Origin of the sequence: Nonomuraea sp. NPDC048826 (genome assembly GCF_043198225.1) — a bacterium.
GTDB lineage: Bacteria > Actinomycetota > Actinomycetes > Streptosporangiales > Streptosporangiaceae > Nonomuraea.
The window spans coordinates 126,386-142,101 of record NZ_JBICUQ010000003.1 but is presented as its reverse complement, the minus strand read 5'-3'; the positions used below and the strand labels follow the sequence as shown (position 1 = coordinate 142,101).

Below are 15,716 nucleotides of genomic sequence, written 5' to 3'. Positions count from 1 at the left end.
CGTGCCCGCCGACCTCTGCGGAGGTGGCGGGCACGGCGCGTCGTCAGAGGTCGAGCAGGCGCTCCAGGCCGATGGTCAGCCCGGGCAGCTCACCCACCCGCCGCACGCCGAGGAGCACTCCGGGGGTGAACGCCGCGCGGTTCATCGTGTCGTGGCGGAGGGTGAGGGTCTCGCCGCCGCCGCCGAGCAGCACCTCCTGGTGGGCGATGAGCCCGGACAGGCGGACCGCGTGCACGCGGACCCCGTCGACGTCGGCGCCGCGCGCCCCGTCGAGCTCGGAGCTGGTGGCGTCGGGCATCGGCCCCGCCCCGGCCTTGGCGCGGGCCTCGGCGACCAGCTCGGCGGTGCGCCGGGCGGTGCCCGAGGGGGCGTCGGCCTTGTTCGGGTGGTGGAGCTCGATGATCTCGACGGACTCGAAGTGGCGGGCGGCCTGCTGGGCGAAGTGCATCATGAGCACGGCCGCGATGCCGAAGTTGGGGGCGATCAGGCAGTTGGTGCCGGGCGAGCCGGCCAGCCAGCCCCGCACGGTGTCGAGCCGCCCCGCGTCGAAGCCAGTGGTGCCGACCACCGGGTGGATGCCGTGGGCGATCGCCCATTCCAGGTTGCCCATCACCACGTCGGGATGGGTGAAGTCGACCACCACCTCGGCGCCCTCAAGGCCCTCGATCGGGTCGTCCTTGTCGATCGCGGCCACCAGCTCCAGGTCGGAAGCCGCCTCGACCGCCTTGCACACCTCGACGCCCACGCGACCGCGGGCGCCGAGCACACCTACCTTGATCACAGGGTCAACCCTATACCCGGAGCTCTCAGGCGATGGCGTGGGAGAAGTCCTTGTCGCCGTACGGGCCGATCACGGCGAGCGTGAGCGGCCGGCTGAACACGTCGGCGGCGACCCCCGAGATCTCCTCGGCGGTGACCGCGTCGATGCGGGCCAGCACCTCGTCCACCGACAGCAGCTCGTCGTACACCAGCTCGTTCTTGCCGATGCGGGACATGCGTGAGCCGGTGTCCTCCAGGCCGAGCACGAGCCCGCCGCGCATCTGGCCCTTGCCGCGGACGATCTCCTCTTCGGTCAGGCCCTCGGCCACCACCCTGGCCACCTCGTCGCGGCAGATCTTGAGCACGTCGTCGATCTTGGAGGGCAGGCAGCCGACATAGATGCCGAACTGCCCGGTGTCGGCGTAGGCGGAGGTGTAGCTGTAGGCGGAGTACGCCAGGCCGCGCTTCTCCCTGATCTCCTGGAAGAGCCGCGACGACATGCCGCCGCCGAGCGCGGCGTTGAGCACGCCGAGCGCGAAGCGCCGGTCGTCGGTGCGGCACATGCCGGTCGTGCCGAGCACCAGGTTGGCCTGCTCGGTCGGCCGGTCGAGGACGCGGACGCCGGAGCGGGTGTCGGCGCCGGGGCCGCTGGTGCGCGGCCGGGCGGACTCGGCGGGCCCGCTGAGCGCGCCGGCCCGTTCGTAGGCCCGCGCGACCAGCTCCACGACCTCCTCGTGGCGGATGTTCCCGGCCACGGAGACGACGGTGAGCGGCGGCTGGTAGTAGCGGCGGTAGTATTCGGCGATCCGGTCGCGGCCGAGCGCGTTGATCGACTCGACCGTGCCCAGGATCGGCCGCCCGATCGGCTGGTCACCGTAGAGTGCGGCGGCGAACTGCTCGTGCACCACGTCGGACGGGTCGTCGTCGTGCATGGCGATCTCCTCCAGGATCACGCCACGCTCGGACTCCACGTCGTCGGCGTCGATGAGCGAGCTCGTCACCACGTCGGCGAGGACGTCCACCGCGATCGGCAGGTCCTCGTCGAGCACCCGCGCGTAGTAGCAGGTGTACTCCTTGGCGGTGAAGGCGTTGATCTCGCCCCCGATGCCCTCGACGGACGCCGAGATCTCCATGGCGTCCCTCGTGGGCGTGCCCTTGAACAGCAGGTGTTCGAGGAAGTGGGTGGCCCCCGCGTGCTCGGGGGCCTCGTCGCGCGAGCCGATGCCGACCCACATGCCGACCGCGACGCTGCGCACGGTCGGCATGGTCTCCGTCACCACCCGCAGGCCGCCGGGGAGGGTGGTGCGCTTGACCACCCCTGCCCCGTCGCGGCCGGCGTGCAGCGTGGTCGTGGTCACGGGGCCTCCTCCGCCGGCGTGACCACGGCTCCGTGTCTGGTCGTCGCCGTCACGAGTTGCGGTCGTCCCCCTCGGACCCGCCGCGGGTGCGGACGCGGGTGCGGGTGCGGCGCGGGCGGTCGGACTTCTCGCCGCCGTCGGACGCCGCCGGGGACTCGGGCCGGCCGGACTCGCCGGACTCGCCGGACTCGCCGGACTCGCCCCTGGCCTCCTTCTCGGCGGCCTCCTTCTCGATGACCTCGACCGGCACCAGCGAGAGCTTGCCGCGCTGGTCGATCTCGGCGATCTCCACCTGGACCTTCTCGCCGACGCTCATGACGTCCTCGACGTTCTCGATGCGCTTGCCGCCGTGCAGCTTGCGGATCTGGGAGACGTGCAGCAGGCCGTCCTTGCCGGGCATGAGCGAGACGAACGCGCCGAAGGCGGCGATCTTCACGACCGTGCCCAAGTAGCGCTCGCCGACCTCCGGCATGTGCGGGTTGGCGATCGCGTTGATCGCCGACCGCGCGGCCTCGGCCGACGGGCCGTCGGTGGCGCCGATGTAGATCGTGCCGTCGTCCTCGATGGTGATCTCGGCGCCGGTGTCGTCCTGGATCTGGTTGATCATCTTGCCCTTCGGGCCGATGACCTCGCCGATCTTGTCGACCGGGACCTTGATCGTGATGATGCGCGGCGCGGTCGGGTTCATCTCCGCCGGGGAGTCGATCGCCTCCTGCATCACCTCGAGGATCGCCAGCCGGGCGCCCTTGGCCTGCTTGAGCGCGCCGGCCAGGACCGAGGCGGGGATGCCGTCGAGCTTGGTGTCGAGCTGCAGGGCGGTGATGACGTCCTTGGTGCCGGCGACCTTGAAGTCCATGTCGCCCATGGCGTCCTCGGCGCCGAGGATGTCGGTCAGGGTGACGAAGTCGTCGCCCTCGCCGATCAGGCCCATCGCGATGCCCGCGACCATCTCCCTGAGCGGCACACCCGCGTCGAGCAGCGCCATCGTGGAGGCGCAGACCGAGCCCATCGACGTCGAGCCGTTGGAGCCGAGCGCCTCGGAGACCTGCCGGATCGCGTAGGGGAACTCCTCACGCGACGGCAGGACCGGGATCAGCGCCCGCTCGGCGAGCGCGCCATGGCCGATCTCGCGGCGCTTGGGCGAGCCCACCCGGCCGGTCTCACCGGTGGAGTAGGGCGGGAAGTTGTAGTTGTGCATGTAGCGCTTGGTCCGCTCAGGGTTGAGCGTGTCGATGACCTGCTCCATGCGCAGCATGTTGAGCGTGGTGATGCCCATGATCTGGGTCTCGCCGCGCTCGAACAGGGCCGAGCCGTGCACCCGGGGCACCACGTGGACCTCGGCGGACAGCGCGCGGATGTCCTTGGGACCGCGGCCGTCGATGCGCACGCCCTCCTTGAGCACGCGCTCGCGCATGAGCTTCTTCATCACCGAGCGGAAGGCGGCGGAGATCTCCTTCTCGCGCCCCTCGAACTCGGGCAGCAGCTTCTCGCCGGCCAGCGCCTTGACCTTGTCGAGCTCGTTCTCGCGCTCCTGCTTGCCGGCGATGGTGAGCGCGGTGGCCAGCTCGTTCTTCACCGCGGCCTCCACGGCGGCCAGGACGTCGTCCTGGTAGTCGAGGAAGAGCGGGTATTCGGCGGTCTCCTTGGCGGCGACCTGGGCGATCCGGGACTGCGCCTCGCACAGCACCTTGATGAACGGCTTGGCGGCCTCGAGGCCCTCGGCCACGGTCTCCTCGGTGGGCGCGACGGCGCCCTCGGCGACCAGCTTGAGCGTGTCGCGGGTGGACTCGGCCTCCACCATCATGATGGCGACGTCGCCGTCGGCGAGCACCCGCCCCGCCACGACCATGTCGAACGTGGCCCGCTCCAGCTCGTGGTGGGTCGGGAAGGCCACCCACTGGCCGTCGATCAGGGCGACGCGGACGCCGCCGATCGGGCCGGAGAACGGCAGCCCGGCGAGCTGGGTCGACAGCGAGGCGGCGTTGATCGCCACCACGTCGTAGAGGTGCTCGGGGTTGAGCGCCAGGATGGTGGCGACCACCTGGATCTCGTTGCGCAGGCCCTTGACGAACGACGGGCGCAGCGGCCGGTCGATCAACCGGCAGGTGAGGATGGCGTCCTCGGAAGGACGGCCCTCACGGCGGAAGAACGAGCCGGGGATGCGGCCCGCGGCGTACATGCGCTCTTCGACGTCCACGGTGAGCGGGAAGAAGTCGAGGTTCTCCCTCGGCTGCTTGGACGCGGTCGTGGCGGACAGCACCATCGTGTCGTTGTCGAGATAGGCGACGGCACTGCCGGCCGCCTGCCGCGCGAGCCGTCCGGTCTCGAACCGGATCGTGCGCGTGCCGAAAGAGCCGTTGTCGATGACGGCTTCAGCGGTGTGGACACCCTCCACGGGGGACCTCCTTGGTCAGTCGGTCTCCCGCGCCCTTTTTCACCGGCACCCTCGTGCCCGACAGGAAAGGTGCCGCCCCACCGTGGTTGAACCGGTGGCGGCAGGTCCGTCGAACGGACGTCCCATCAGGAGGTGCAGCGCCGGTCTTCGATCGAAGCGCCCGGTCTGAATACCGGAAGCCACTACCGAGGACCGGCCCGCAGGCGTCGCGGGTCGCATGGTGCTGAGCGGACGCGGGGGCTCTAGTGTCTCGGTTATTCAGTTGTGCGTCCGGCGCCGAGCGCCGGATCCATATGAGAAGGGAGCGGCGTCACCGCCGCTCCCTTTCCATGCTATCGGCGCAGGCCGAGCCGCTCGATCAGCGCACGGTAACGCGCGATGTCGACCTTCTGCAGGTACTTCAGCAGACGGCGCCGGCGGCCCACGAGGAGCAGCAGGCCACGACGGCTGTGGTGGTCGTGCTTGTGGGTCTTGAGGTGCTCGGTCAGCTCGCTGATGCGCTTGCTCAGCAGCGCGATCTGCACCTCGGGCGACCCGGTGTCGCCGTCGGTCGTCGCGTATTCGGCGATGATGGTCTTCTTGGCAGCGGTGTCGAGAGACACGGCTCTCCTTATGAGCTACGGGCACGCGCGGATGCGAAGTGCGAACGACCGTGCGTGCCTACAGTCGCCGCGGCGAAGGCCTTCAGGGCAGCGCACGGCGCCGCCGTCACAGAGCCGACATGTAAGGCTACCACCACGGAGGGCATGCCCGCGCGACGGCGCGCACTCTACACATACTGTTCCACGTACTCGCCGGTGGGCTCGATGGGCTGGATGACGTCGATGAGCACCCCGTTGGGGTCGGCCACGATGAAGTGCCGCTGCCCGAAGTCCTCGCTGCGCAGCGGCAGCGCGGCCGTGAGCCCGGCGCCGGTGACGAGCCGCTCCCACTCGGCGTCCGCGTCGCCGACCTCGAAGTTGAGCAGCAGCCCCGCCGCCCGCTTCCGGTACGCCTCGGGCAGCGTGGGGTGCGTGTGGTCGAGCAGGGCCAGTTCGTACGAGCCGCGCCTGAGGCTGACGTACCAGTCGGCTTCGAAGGTGATCTCGAACCCGAACAGGCGCACGTAGAAGTCGCGCGACTCCGCCACCTTGTCGGTGCAGATCACGGGATAGAAGCTGGTGAGTTCCATGACGCTCCCTTTCGCATACCGTCGGTATGTGGCGGTAGACTAGTTCGCATACCATCGGTATGTCAAAGGCGGTGTGCATGACCGGAACCAGGGCCGAGCAGCGAGAGGCGACCAGGCGCGCGCTGGTGGCGGCCGGCAGGCGGCTCTTCGCTGGCGAGGGCTACGCCGCGGTGGGCCTGGCGGAGATCGTGCGCGAGGCCGGGGTGACCAAGGGCGCGCTCTACCACCACTTCGACGGCAAGGCGGCGCTGTTCCGCGCCGTGCTGGAAGAGGCGCAGCGAGAGGTGGCGGATCAGGTGGCCGCCGAGGCCGACGCGGCGGGCGACCCGTGGGAGCAGCTCAAGGCGGGCTGCGCCGCGTTCGTGCGGGCCGCCGCCGGCCCCGGCGTGCGGCGCATCATGCTCATCGACGGCCCGGCCGTGCTCGGCTGGGCCGAGTGGCGCGCGATCGACGAGGCCGCTTCCGCCCGCCACCTGGGCGAGGCGCTGGCGGCCCTCGCGGAGAACGGCGAGATCGCGGCCGGCCCGGTCGCCCCGCTCACCCATCTGCTGTCAGGCGCGATGAACGAGGCGGTGCTGTGGCTGGCCCGGCCGGAGTCGGAGCCGGGCGACCTGGACGACACGCTGGCCGCCCTGTCACGGATGCTGGACGGCCTGCGGGTCAGGACGTGAGACGGCGGGTCAGGACGTCAGGCGGCGGGCCTGGTCGACGTCGGCGTGGATCTGGCCGACGAGCTCCTCGATCGAGTCGAACCGGGTGTTGCCCCGCAGCCTGGCGGCGAAGTCGACCGCCACGTGCACCCCGTACAGCTCCAGGTCGTCGCGGTCGAGCGCGTACGCCTCGACCGTGCGCGGCACCCCCTCGAACGTCGGGTTGGTGCCGACCGAGATCGCGGCCGGCCAGCGCTCGCCCTCGTAGAGCGCGGGCAGGTTGGCCACCGGCACGCACTCCAGCCACCCCGCGTAGACCCCGTCGGCGGGGATGGCGGTCTGCGGCGGCGACTCGACGTTGGCGGTCGGGAAGCCGAGCTGCCGCCCCCGCTGGTAGCCGCGCACCACCACGCCCTCGACCCGGTGCGGCCGGCCCAGCGCGGTGGCCGCGCCGGCGACGTCGCCCGCCACCAGTCGCTCGCGGACCAGCGTCGAGGAGACGCCCTGGATCAGCGGCACGCCCTCGGCCGTGAAGTCGTACTTCTCCCCCAGCGCGCGCAGCGTCTCGACGTCGCCCGCCGCCTCGTGACCGAACGAGAAGTCCTCGCCCACCACGACCGCCGCCGCGCGCAGCCGGTCGGCCAGCACGCGCTGGGCGAACTCCGCCGGGCTCAGCTGCGCCACCTCCAGCGTGAACGGCAGCACCACCACCTCGTCCACGCCCAGCTCACGCAGCAGGCCGGACCGCCGCTTGGCGGTGGCCAGACGGAGCGGGCGGTAGCCGGGCCGGACGACCTCCTCGGGAGGCGGCTCGAAGGTCAGCGCGACGGTGCGCAGGCCGTGCTCGGCGGCGGTCTCGACGGCCCGCCTGATCACTCGCTGATGGCCGCGATGGACGCCGTCGAACACGCCGATCGTGACGACTGACCGCTCCGATTCACGCACGCCCGGCCCCATTCGCTCATTTCCGGATCGACCCTCCAAGCCTGCCATGCGCGAACCCGTGCCCCGCAACCGAGGGCGGTACGATCCGCTGCATGCCTCGATACGCGCTGCTGATCCTGCCTGCCTTCAACCGGGTCTACGCCGACAGCGCACCCCGCCTGACCCTCGCCGAGCTGGCGGTCTTCGCCGGGCGCGGGCTGGCGGCCGACGTGGCGGGCATCGAGGAGACCCGCATCGGCGGGCTGCCGTACGTCACCTTCGAGACGGCCGAGCCGCTCTCCGGGGCGGACATGGCGCTGCTGTCCAACCTGTCGTCGGTCTACGCGCTGTTCGGGGTGGAGGGCGAGCTGCTGCGGCCCGCGGAGCTCGCCCCGCTCGACCGGCTGAGCAGCGACCTGCTCACGATCCAGAAGTACGCCGGCAAGACCAACGAGCACTTCACCAAGCTGCTGCTCAACGTCACCGTGCTGGCCTCCGGCTTCCGCCTCGGCGACCGGCTCGCCGTGCTCGACCCGCTCTGCGGCCGCGGCACCACGCTCAACCAGGCCCTCATGTACGGCTACGACGCCTACGGGCTCGACCACGACAGCAAGGACTTCGAGGCCTACTCCGGCTTCCTGCGCACCTGGCTGAAGAACAAGCGGCTCAAGCACACCGCCGAGACCGTGCCGGTGCGCCGGCAGCGGGCGCTGGTGGGGCGGCGGCTCGACGTGGTGTTCGGGGCGACCAAGGAGGCCTACAAGGCGGGCGAGACGCAGAAGGTCACCGTGGTCAACGCCGACACCGTGCGGGCGCGGGAGTTCTTCAAGCCGGGGTCGTTCCACGCCGTCGTCACCGACGCGCCCTACGGGGTGCAGCACGGCAGCAAGGGCGGCACGGGGCTGTCGCGCAGCCCGCTGGAGCTGCTGGAGCGGGCTGCTCCGGTCTGGGCCGAGCTGCTGAAGCCGGGCGGCGCGCTGGGCGTCTCGTGGAACACCTACGGCGGCGGGCGCGACGAGCTGGCCCGCGTGCTCACCGGGGCCGGGCTCGACGTGGTCGACTATCCCGACTTCGAGCACTGGGTCGACCAGGCGATCGTGCGCGACATCATGGTGGCGCGCAAGCCGGCCGGCTGAGTCAGGAGACGAAGACCGCCAGCGGCTTGGCCAGCCGGCCCTGCTCCTCCACCAGCGCCAGCAGCTCGCCGTCGGGCCCGAACATGCCGATCGGGCCCTTGCCCAGCCCGGCCGCGGGCAGCCGGCCGCCGTGCCTGACGACCCTGGCCTCCTCCAGGCTCACGTCGCGGCGCGGGAACGCCGCCGCGACCGCCTCGCCGATCGGCAGGATCTCGCACTTCCGGGCGAGCTGGTCGAGGGTCCTGGCCTGGTCGAGCCCGTACGGGCCGACGGAGGTGCGGCGCAGGGCGGTCAGGTGGCCGCCGACGCCGAGCCCGGCGCCCAGGTCGCGGGCCAGGGCCCGGATGTACGTGCCGGACGAGCAGCGCACCACGGCGTCGACGTCGATCACGTCGCCCTGCCGCCGGATGCCGCCGATCGCGAACTCGTACACCGTCACCGGCCGGGCGGCCAGCTCGACCCCGGTGCCGGCGCGGGCCAGTTTGTAGGCCCGCTCACCGTTCACCTTGATCGCGCTGACCTGCGGCGGGACCTGTGAGATCTCGCCGGTGAGCGCGCCCACGCCCGCCCGGATCCGCTCCTCGGCCACGTCGGCGGCCGAGGCGGTCGTGGTGACCTCGCCCTCGGCGTCGTCGGTGTTCGTGGCCACGCCCAGCCGGATCGTGGCCTCGTACACCTTCTGCGTCAGCGCGAGGTGGCCGAGCAGTCTGGTCGCCTTCTCCACGCCGATGACGAGCACGCCGGTCGCCATCGGGTCGAGCGTGCCGGCGTGCCCGACCCGGCGGGTGCCCGCCAGCCGGCGCAGCCTGGCCACCACGTCGTGGGACGTCCATCCGGCGGGTTTGTCGACGATGATCAAGCCGCTTCCGGCCATCACGCCTCTCTCAGCAGAGCCCGGAACTTCGCCATCGTGGCGTCGGGGCTGTCGTACGAAGTGAAACCGGCCGCGTTGTGGTGCCCGCCGCCGCCCAGCGCGGCGCACACATGAGCCACGTCGACGCGGCCCTTGGACCGGGTGGACACCTGCCAGGCGCCCTGGTCGTCCTCTTTGAGCACCGCCGCCACGTCGGCCTCGTCGGTGCGCCGCACCACGTCGATGATGCCTTCGAGCTCCGAGTACGGCAGCCCGTACGCGGCCCGGTCGACCCGGGTCACGTACGTCCAGACCAGGCCGTCGTCCAGCCGGACCCGGTCCAGCGCCGCGGCCAGCACCTTGAGGTAGCCGAACGGGGACCGGTCCCACAGCTCCCTGGCGATCTCGTCGGTGTGCAGCCCGGTGGCCACCAGCCGGGCCGCCATCTGGTGCGCGGCCGGGGTGGTGGACGAGTGGCGGAACGAGCCGGTGTCGGTGACCAGCCCCGCGTACAGGCAGGTGGCGATGTCGCGGTCGAGCGAGCCGCCGAGCCGGTAGATCAGCTGCTCGGCCAGCATCGCGGTGGCCGCCGCGCGCGCGTCGATGAGGTCGACCGTGCCGAAGCCGTCGTTGGACGGGTGGTGGTCGACCACGATCAGCGCGCGGGCCCGGCGTACGCTGCCCTCCAGCAGCCCCAGCCGGGCGACGGACGGCGAGTCGAAGGTGATCATGAGGTCGGGCTCGGGCGGGTAGCGGTCCGGCGGCACCAGCATGTTCTGCCCCGGCAGGAAGCGGAGCAGGCGCGGCACCGCGAAGTCACGGTCGCCGAACGAGGCGGCCACCCGCTTGCCCATCGAGCGCAGCACGAACCCGACGGCCAGCATCGAGCCGAGCGCGTCGCCGTCCGGCGAGATGTGGCAGGCCAGCGCGATCTCGTCGGCCTCGGAGATGAGGCGGACCGTCGACTCCCAGGCGTCTTCGGACACCGTGACGGAACCACTCCTGGCCGGGCGGCCCGGCCTGTCGCGCACGTCGGGGGTCACGGCGCCACGGGCCCGTCCGGCTCGTCGTCCTCCGGCTTACGGTACGGGTCGGACTCACCCGCGTAGGAGGCGTTCTCCGCCTGGCGCGCCACCTCGGCGTCCCGGGCCCGGGCGGCCAGGATCAGGTCGTCGAGCTGGCGGGCACTGTCGGGCAGCGGGTCGTGCTTGAACGTCAGCGTCGGGGTGAAGCGCACGCCGGTCTGGCGGCCCACCTCGGACCTGATGATCCCCTTGGCGCTCTCCAGGGCGGCCGCGCTGTCGGCCCGCTCGGCCTCGGAGCCGAACACCGTGTAGAAGACCGTCGCCTCGCGCAGGTCGGCGGTGATCCGCGTGTCCGTCACGGTGACGAAGCCCAGACGCGGGTCCTTGATCCGGCGCTCCAGCATCTCGGCGACGATCTGCTGGATGCGGTCCGCGAGCTTGCGCGCTCGTGCTGCATCCACCATGTTCGCTCCCCCTTCACGCGCGACCGGCGGTCGCGCTGTCGTTCAGTCTTCGTCGTTGTAGAGCCGCTGCCTGGCTGACAGGAGCTCGATCTCGGGACGGAAGGCCACCAGCCGCTCGCAGGAGTCCATCACCTCTTTGCAGTTACCCGCAGAGGCGGAGATCACCGCGATGCCGACCTCGGCTCTTCGGTGGAGGTCGAGATGGCCCACCTCGGCCACGGCCACGGCGGGAAAGCGCCGCAACAGCTCGGCGACCAGGGGACGCACGACGGATCGTTTCTGCTTCAGCGAATGAACGTCGCCGAGCAGGATGTCCAGGGTCAGGGCACCCACATACATCGTTGGCAGCCGCCGCTTGCACTGGTGTCGAGCGCACGCCGGACCGGTGCGGCGGATGACCGGCCCGGACGTGCGTAAGGCGCCCGGCGGATGAGCCGCCGGGCGCCCGGCCACGGGTCACACCCGCGGCTTCTCCCGCATCTCGAACGTCTCGATGACGTCGTCGAGCCTGATGTCGTTGTAGCCGACGCCGATGCCGCACTCGAAGCCCTCACGGACCTCGGTCGCGTCATCCTTGAACCGGCGCAGCGACGACACGGTCAGGTTGTCCGCGATGACGACGCCGTCGCGGATCAGCCTGGCCTTGCTGTTTCGGGTGATCACGCCCGAGCGGACCAGAGAACCGGCGACGTTGCCGATCTTCGGCACCTTGAAGACCTCGCGGACTTCGGCCGTGCCCATCTGGACCTCTTCGAACTCGGGCTTGAGCATGCCCTTGAGCGCCGCCTCGATCTCCTCGATCGCCTGGTAGATGACCGAGTAGTAGCGGATGTCGACGCCCTCGCGCTCGGCCAGGTCGCGCGCCCGGGGCTCGGGGCGGACGTTGAAGCCGATGATGACCGCGTTGTCGTCGGCGACGGCGAGGTTGACGTCGTACTCGGTGATCGCACCGACGGCGCGGTGCAGGACACGGAGCCTGACCTCGTCGCCGACATCGATCTTGAGCAGGGCGTCTTCCAGCGCTTCCACCGAACCGGACACGTCACCCTTGATGATGAGCTTGAGCTCGTCGACGCGGCCCTTCTCAAGGTCGCTGAACAGCTCTTCGAGGGTGCGCCTGCGGCTCGACTTCGCCATGTCGGCGCTGCGCTTGCGCGCCGCGCGCTGCTGGGCGATCTGCCGGGCCATCCGGTCGTCGGCGACCACGATGAAGTTGTCGCCGGCGCTCGGCACCGCCGTCAGACCCATCACCAGGACGGGACGCGACGGCGTGGCCTCCTCCACCGGCTCGCCGGTGTCGTCGAGCATCGCCCGGACGCGGCCGTAGGCCTCGCCACAGACGATCGAGTCGCCCACGCGGAGCGTGCCGCGCTGGACCAGGACGGTCGCGACCGGGCCGCGGCCCTTGTCGAGGTTGGCCTCGATCGCGATGCCCTGAGCGTCCATCGTCGGGTTGGCCCGCAGGTCGAGCTCGGCGTCGGCGGTCAGCAGGATGGCCTCGAGCAGGTTGTCGATGCCCTGGCCCTTGAGCGCGGAGATGTCGACGAACAGCGTCGAGCCGCCGTACTCCTCGGCCACCAGGCCGTACTCGGTGAGCTGGGCCCTGACCTTGCTCGGGTCGGCGCCCTCCTTGTCGACCTTGTTGACCGCGACCACGACCGGCACGTCGGCCGCCTGGGCGTGGTTGAGCGCCTCGATCGTCTGCGGCTTCACACCGTCGTCGGCCGCGACCACCAGCACCGCGATGTCCGTGGACTTCGCGCCTCGGGCACGCATGGCGGTGAACGCCTCGTGACCCGGGGTGTCGATGAAGGTGACCTTGCGGTCTTCGCCTTCGTGCTCGGTCTCGACCTGGTAGGCGCCGATGTGCTGGGTGATGCCACCCGCCTCGCGCGCCGCGATGTTGGTCTTGCGGATCGCGTCGAGCAGCTTGGTCTTACCGTGGTCGACGTGACCCATGACGGTCACCACGGGCGGACGCGCGGCCAGGTCGGCCTCGTCGCCCTCGTCCTCGCCGAACTCGATGTCGAAGGCCTCGAGAAGCTCGCGGTCCTCCTCCTCGGGGCTGACGACCTGGATGTTGTAGTCCAGCTCGGCGCCGAGCAGCTGCAGCGTCTCCTCGTTGACCGACTGCGTGGCCGTCACCATCTCGCCGAGGTGCAGCATGATCTGCACCAGCGACGCGGGGAGGGCCCCGATGCGGTCGGCGAAGTCGGACAGCGACGCACCGCGCGGCAGCCGGATCGTCGCGCCGTTGCCGCGGGCGACCTGCACACCGCCGATCGCCGGCGCCGACATATTGTCGAACTCCTGGCGCCTCTGACGCTTGGACTTGCGACCACGGGCGGGACGACCGCCGGGACGCCCGAAGGCGCCCGCCGTGCCGCCACCGCGACCACGGCCACCGCCGCCGGGGCGACCGGCGAAACCGCCGCCGCCACCGGGACCGCCGGTGCCCGTGCGCTGACCGCCGCCACCCGGACGGCCGGCGAAACCGCCGCCACCGCCACCGGGACGACCGCCACCGCCACCGCCGCCGGGACGGCCACCGCCGCCGCCGGGACGACCGCCGCCGCCACCCGGACCACCGGGACGGCCACCGCCGCCGCCGGGACCGGCAGGACGGCCCTGCGGCATCATCATCGGGTTGGGACGCGGACCGCCGGGACGCGGGCCACCCGCACCAGGACCGGGACGCGGACCACCGGCGCCGGGACCCGGACGCGGACCGGCCGCACCGGGCGGGCCGGGACGCGGACCGGGCGTGGGCCGGTCGCCGCGACCCTGCGGCGGACGCGGCATCGCGCCGTCACGCGGCGGACCGTCGCGACGCTCACGCGGGCCGGAGCCGCCTTCGCGGTTGCCACCGGGACGCGGACGCGCCTGGCCCATGCCGCTCGCGTTGGACGAGAACGGGTTGTTGCCGGGACGCGGGCCGCGGGGACCCGGCTTGGGGCCGGGACGCGGACCGCCGCCGGCCGGCGCGCCGGGGCGCGGGGCCTGCGCGGAACCGCCGCCGGACGGACCGCCGGACGAGCCGCCGGGACGCTGCGCGGGACCCGGCTTCGGGCCGGGACGTGCCGCGGGACCGGGACGCGGGCCGGGCGCCGGCCGCTGGCCGGTCTCGAACCGCGCCTGCGGAGCGCTGGAGGTCTCGCCGCGGGCGGCCTCGGGCTGCTGCTGCGGCTGCTGCGGTTGCGGCTGCTGCTGCGGCGGCTGTTGCTGCGGCGCCGACGGGCGCGAGCCGCCCGCGGGGCCTGGCCGCGGACCGGGCTTGGGCCCGGGACGCGGAGGTGAGGGCATCGGCGCCTGCGGGGCGCCGTTGCCGGCCTGGCTGTCTGCCGGCCGTGGGGCAGCCTTCGGCGGCTGCGGCCTGTGGGACGGCGAACCGCCGCCCTTCGAGGGCGCGCCCTTCGACACGCCCAGAGCTTCGGTGAGCCTGCGGACCACCGGCGCTTCGATGGTCGAGGACGCCGAACGGACGAACTCCCCCATCTCCTGGAGCTTGGCCATGACGACCTTGCTCTCTACGCCGAACTCCTTAGCGAGCTCGTATACCCGGACCTTCGCCACTGCACTCCCTAACTCGGCCCGGGAGGCTGGCTGTGCCGTCCGGACCGTCGCTACCTTGACGTCTTCATCGCCGCGTGCTCATCAGGCGCTCATAGCAATCTGACTCCGCCCCATCAACTCGGCGTCCTACATGACATTTCGTGGTTCTCCTCCCAGGTGCGCCCGCACCCGCGAGACGTCGAGCGGCCCCGGCACGCGAAACGCGCGCGGAAACGCCCGGCGACGCTCGGCAAGCTCCAGACAGCTCATGGACGGATGCAGCGATGCACCCCTGCCAGGAAGCCGTCCTCGCTGGTCGGGGACCACCCGGTCCTCGATCAGCACCAGTCGGAGCAGCTCGGACTTATCCGTGCGAACCCTGCAGCCCACACAGGTGCGCTGTGGGGCCGCGTGGCAACCATATTCCAGATTACCGTGTCGACGCATCTACGGAACCGGCGGCATCCTCTGCCTGAGTGTCGGGACGGATGTCGATCCGCCAGCCCGTCAGCCGAGCGGCAAGCCGGGCATTCTGCCCTTCCTTGCCGATAGCCAGCGAGAGCTGGTAGTCGGGCACGATCACCCGCGCCACCCGTCCGTCGAGATCGAGAACCTCGACATGGGAAACACGCGCGGGAGACAGGGCATTCCCGACGAACTCTCCTGGATCCTCGGACCAGTCGATGATGTCGATCTTCTCGCCGTGCAGCTCGGTCATCACGTTGCGCACCCGCGAACCCATCGGGCCGATACAGGCGCCCTTGGCGTTGACGCCGGGCTTGCGCGACCGTACGGCGATCTTGGTGCGGTGGCCGGCCTCGCGCGCCACCGCGGCGATCTCGACCGTGCCGTCGGCGATCTCCGGCACCTCCAGCGCGAAGAGCTTCTTCACCAGCCCCGGATGGGTGCGCGAGAGGGTGACCGACGGGCCCTTGTGACCCTTCTTCACCTGGACCACGTAGGCGCGGATGCGCTCGCCGTGGGTGTATTCCTCACCCGGCACCTGCTCGTGGGCGGGCAGCACGGCCTCGATCTTGCCGAGGTCGACCAGCACCACCCGCGGGTCCTTGCCCTGCTGGATCACGCCGGAGACCAGCTCGCCCTCGCGGCTGGCGAACTCGCCGAAGTTGATCTCGTCCTCGGCGTCGCGCAGCTGCTGCAGGATGACCTGCTTGGCCGTGGTGGCCGCGATCCGGCTGAAGTTGCCCGGAGTGTCGTCGTACTCGCGCACGATCTCGCCGTCCTCGTCGAGCTCGGCCGCCCAGATCGTCACGTGACCCGTCGCCTTGTCGAGCTCGGCGCGGGCCTTGGCGGCGGCGCCTTCGGTGCGGAAGTACGCGATCAGCAGCGCGTCTTCGATGGCCTTGACGACCAGGTCGAAGGAGATGTCCTTCTCCCGCTCCAGGCTGCGCAGGACGCTCATGTCGAT

General features: G+C 71.4%; 15 protein-coding genes. 2 read left to right on the top strand and 13 right to left on the bottom strand.

Translation table 11 applies throughout. From position 1 onward, the window contains the following. Nucleotides 1–43: 43 nt before the first annotated feature. From dapB to ACGFI7_RS11215, 5 genes are all read right to left on the bottom strand, one after another. Complete coding sequence (gene dapB, locus ACGFI7_RS11235; RefSeq protein ID WP_393402237.1) at nucleotides 44–781, bottom strand: 4-hydroxy-tetrahydrodipicolinate reductase; 738 nt, start codon at nucleotides 779–781, stop codon at nucleotides 44–46. A 25-nt stretch (nucleotides 782–806) separates the two neighbouring features. After that, nucleotides 807–2,117, bottom strand: coding sequence for a M16 family metallopeptidase (locus tag ACGFI7_RS11230; RefSeq protein WP_393402235.1), 1,311 nt, complete (start codon nucleotides 2,115–2,117; stop codon nucleotides 807–809). 49 nt (nucleotides 2,118–2,166) lie between these two features. Continuing rightward, nucleotides 2,167–4,512, bottom strand: coding sequence for a polyribonucleotide nucleotidyltransferase (locus ACGFI7_RS11225; protein ID WP_393402232.1), 2,346 nt, complete (start codon nucleotides 4,510–4,512; stop codon nucleotides 2,167–2,169). A gap of 332 nt (nucleotides 4,513–4,844) precedes the next feature. Further along, entirely contained in the window at nucleotides 4,845–5,114 is a 270-nt protein-coding gene (gene rpsO / locus ACGFI7_RS11220) for a 30S ribosomal protein S15 (protein ID WP_393402230.1), read from the bottom strand. A 167-nt stretch (nucleotides 5,115–5,281) separates the two neighbouring features. Further along, a complete protein-coding gene (locus tag ACGFI7_RS11215) occupies nucleotides 5,282–5,683 on the bottom strand; it encodes a VOC family protein (protein ID WP_393402227.1) in 402 nt (133 codons plus the stop codon). A 77-nt stretch (nucleotides 5,684–5,760) separates the two neighbouring features. On the opposite strand from ACGFI7_RS11215, the gene ACGFI7_RS11210 reads away from it, so the two are divergent. Then, the gene (locus ACGFI7_RS11210; protein WP_393402225.1) at nucleotides 5,761–6,354 is read left to right on the top strand and encodes a TetR/AcrR family transcriptional regulator; all 594 of its coding nucleotides are present in this window, start codon (nucleotides 5,761–5,763) and stop codon (nucleotides 6,352–6,354) included. 9 nt (nucleotides 6,355–6,363) lie between these two features. Here ACGFI7_RS11210 and ACGFI7_RS11205 read toward each other — a convergent pair whose 3' ends face one another. Continuing rightward, nucleotides 6,364–7,290, bottom strand: a complete 927-nt coding sequence (locus tag ACGFI7_RS11205) for a bifunctional riboflavin kinase/FAD synthetase (protein ID WP_393402223.1) — start codon at nucleotides 7,288–7,290, stop codon at nucleotides 6,364–6,366. 80 nt (nucleotides 7,291–7,370) lie between these two features. On the opposite strand from ACGFI7_RS11205, the gene ACGFI7_RS11200 reads away from it, so the two are divergent. Continuing rightward, nucleotides 7,371–8,393 (top strand): TRM11 family SAM-dependent methyltransferase, encoded by a 1,023-nt coding sequence (locus ACGFI7_RS11200; protein ID WP_393402221.1) that lies wholly within the window; start codon nucleotides 7,371–7,373, stop codon nucleotides 8,391–8,393. 1 nt (nucleotide 8,394) lies between these two features. On the opposite strand, the gene truB is transcribed toward ACGFI7_RS11200, so the two are convergent. The 7 genes from truB to nusA form a co-directional block, all read right to left on the bottom strand. Further along, the gene (truB, locus tag ACGFI7_RS11195) at nucleotides 8,395–9,267 is read right to left on the bottom strand and encodes a tRNA pseudouridine(55) synthase TruB (protein WP_393402219.1); all 873 of its coding nucleotides are present in this window, start codon (nucleotides 9,265–9,267) and stop codon (nucleotides 8,395–8,397) included. Continuing rightward, nucleotides 9,267–10,289 (bottom strand): bifunctional oligoribonuclease/PAP phosphatase NrnA, encoded by a 1,023-nt coding sequence (locus ACGFI7_RS11190; protein ID WP_393402217.1) that lies wholly within the window; start codon nucleotides 10,287–10,289, stop codon nucleotides 9,267–9,269. Before ACGFI7_RS11190 ends, truB begins: the two co-directional genes overlap by 1 nt. Next, the gene (gene rbfA, locus ACGFI7_RS11185; protein WP_393402214.1) at nucleotides 10,286–10,735 is read right to left on the bottom strand and encodes a 30S ribosome-binding factor RbfA; all 450 of its coding nucleotides are present in this window, start codon (nucleotides 10,733–10,735) and stop codon (nucleotides 10,286–10,288) included. Before rbfA ends, ACGFI7_RS11190 begins: the two co-directional genes overlap by 4 nt. Before the next feature lie 42 nt (nucleotides 10,736–10,777). After that, nucleotides 10,778–11,074 carry a DUF503 domain-containing protein gene (locus tag ACGFI7_RS11180; RefSeq protein ID WP_393403894.1) on the bottom strand — a complete coding sequence of 99 codons (297 nt, stop codon included), beginning with the start codon at nucleotides 11,072–11,074 and terminating at the stop codon, nucleotides 10,778–10,780. A gap of 117 nt (nucleotides 11,075–11,191) precedes the next feature. Beyond that, nucleotides 11,192–14,308 (bottom strand): translation initiation factor IF-2, encoded by a 3,117-nt coding sequence (gene infB / locus ACGFI7_RS11175; protein WP_393402211.1) that lies wholly within the window; start codon nucleotides 14,306–14,308, stop codon nucleotides 11,192–11,194. Nucleotides 14,309–14,434: 126 nt separating this feature from the next. After that, nucleotides 14,435–14,734: a YlxR family protein gene (locus ACGFI7_RS11170; protein ID WP_393402208.1), complete on the bottom strand. Its 300-nt coding sequence runs from the start codon at nucleotides 14,732–14,734 to the stop codon at nucleotides 14,435–14,437. Further along, on the bottom strand, nucleotides 14,718–15,710 hold the full coding sequence (nusA, locus tag ACGFI7_RS11165; protein ID WP_393403891.1) for a transcription termination factor NusA: 993 nt from the start codon (nucleotides 15,708–15,710) through the stop codon (nucleotides 14,718–14,720). Before nusA ends, ACGFI7_RS11170 begins: the two co-directional genes overlap by 17 nt. Between the last annotated feature and the right edge of the window lie 6 nt (nucleotides 15,711–15,716).

What these genes read in the sequence shown, in the direction of transcription:
- ACGFI7_RS11200 (WP_393402221.1), top strand. Translation starts at nt 7,371, where the DNA reads ATGCCTCGATACGCGCTGCTGATCCTGCCTGCCTTCAACCGGGTCTAC.
- ACGFI7_RS11180 (WP_393403894.1), bottom strand. Translation starts at nt 11,074, where the DNA reads ATGTATGTGGGTGCCCTGACCCTGGACATCCTGCTCGGCGACGTTCAT.
- ACGFI7_RS11210 (WP_393402225.1), top strand. Translation starts at nt 5,761, where the DNA reads ATGACCGGAACCAGGGCCGAGCAGCGAGAGGCGACCAGGCGCGCGCTG.
- rbfA (WP_393402214.1), bottom strand. Translation starts at nt 10,735, where the DNA reads ATGGTGGATGCAGCACGAGCGCGCAAGCTCGCGGACCGCATCCAGCAG.
- nusA (WP_393403891.1), bottom strand. Translation starts at nt 15,710, where the DNA reads ATGAGCGTCCTGCGCAGCCTGGAGCGGGAGAAGGACATCTCCTTCGAC.
- ACGFI7_RS11170 (WP_393402208.1), bottom strand. Translation starts at nt 14,734, where the DNA reads ATGCGTCGACACGGTAATCTGGAATATGGTTGCCACGCGGCCCCACAG.
- truB (WP_393402219.1), bottom strand. Translation starts at nt 9,267, where the DNA reads ATGGCCGGAAGCGGCTTGATCATCGTCGACAAACCCGCCGGATGGACG.
- ACGFI7_RS11205 (WP_393402223.1), bottom strand. Translation starts at nt 7,290, where the DNA reads ATGGGGCCGGGCGTGCGTGAATCGGAGCGGTCAGTCGTCACGATCGGC.
- ACGFI7_RS11215 (WP_393402227.1), bottom strand. Translation starts at nt 5,683, where the DNA reads ATGGAACTCACCAGCTTCTATCCCGTGATCTGCACCGACAAGGTGGCG.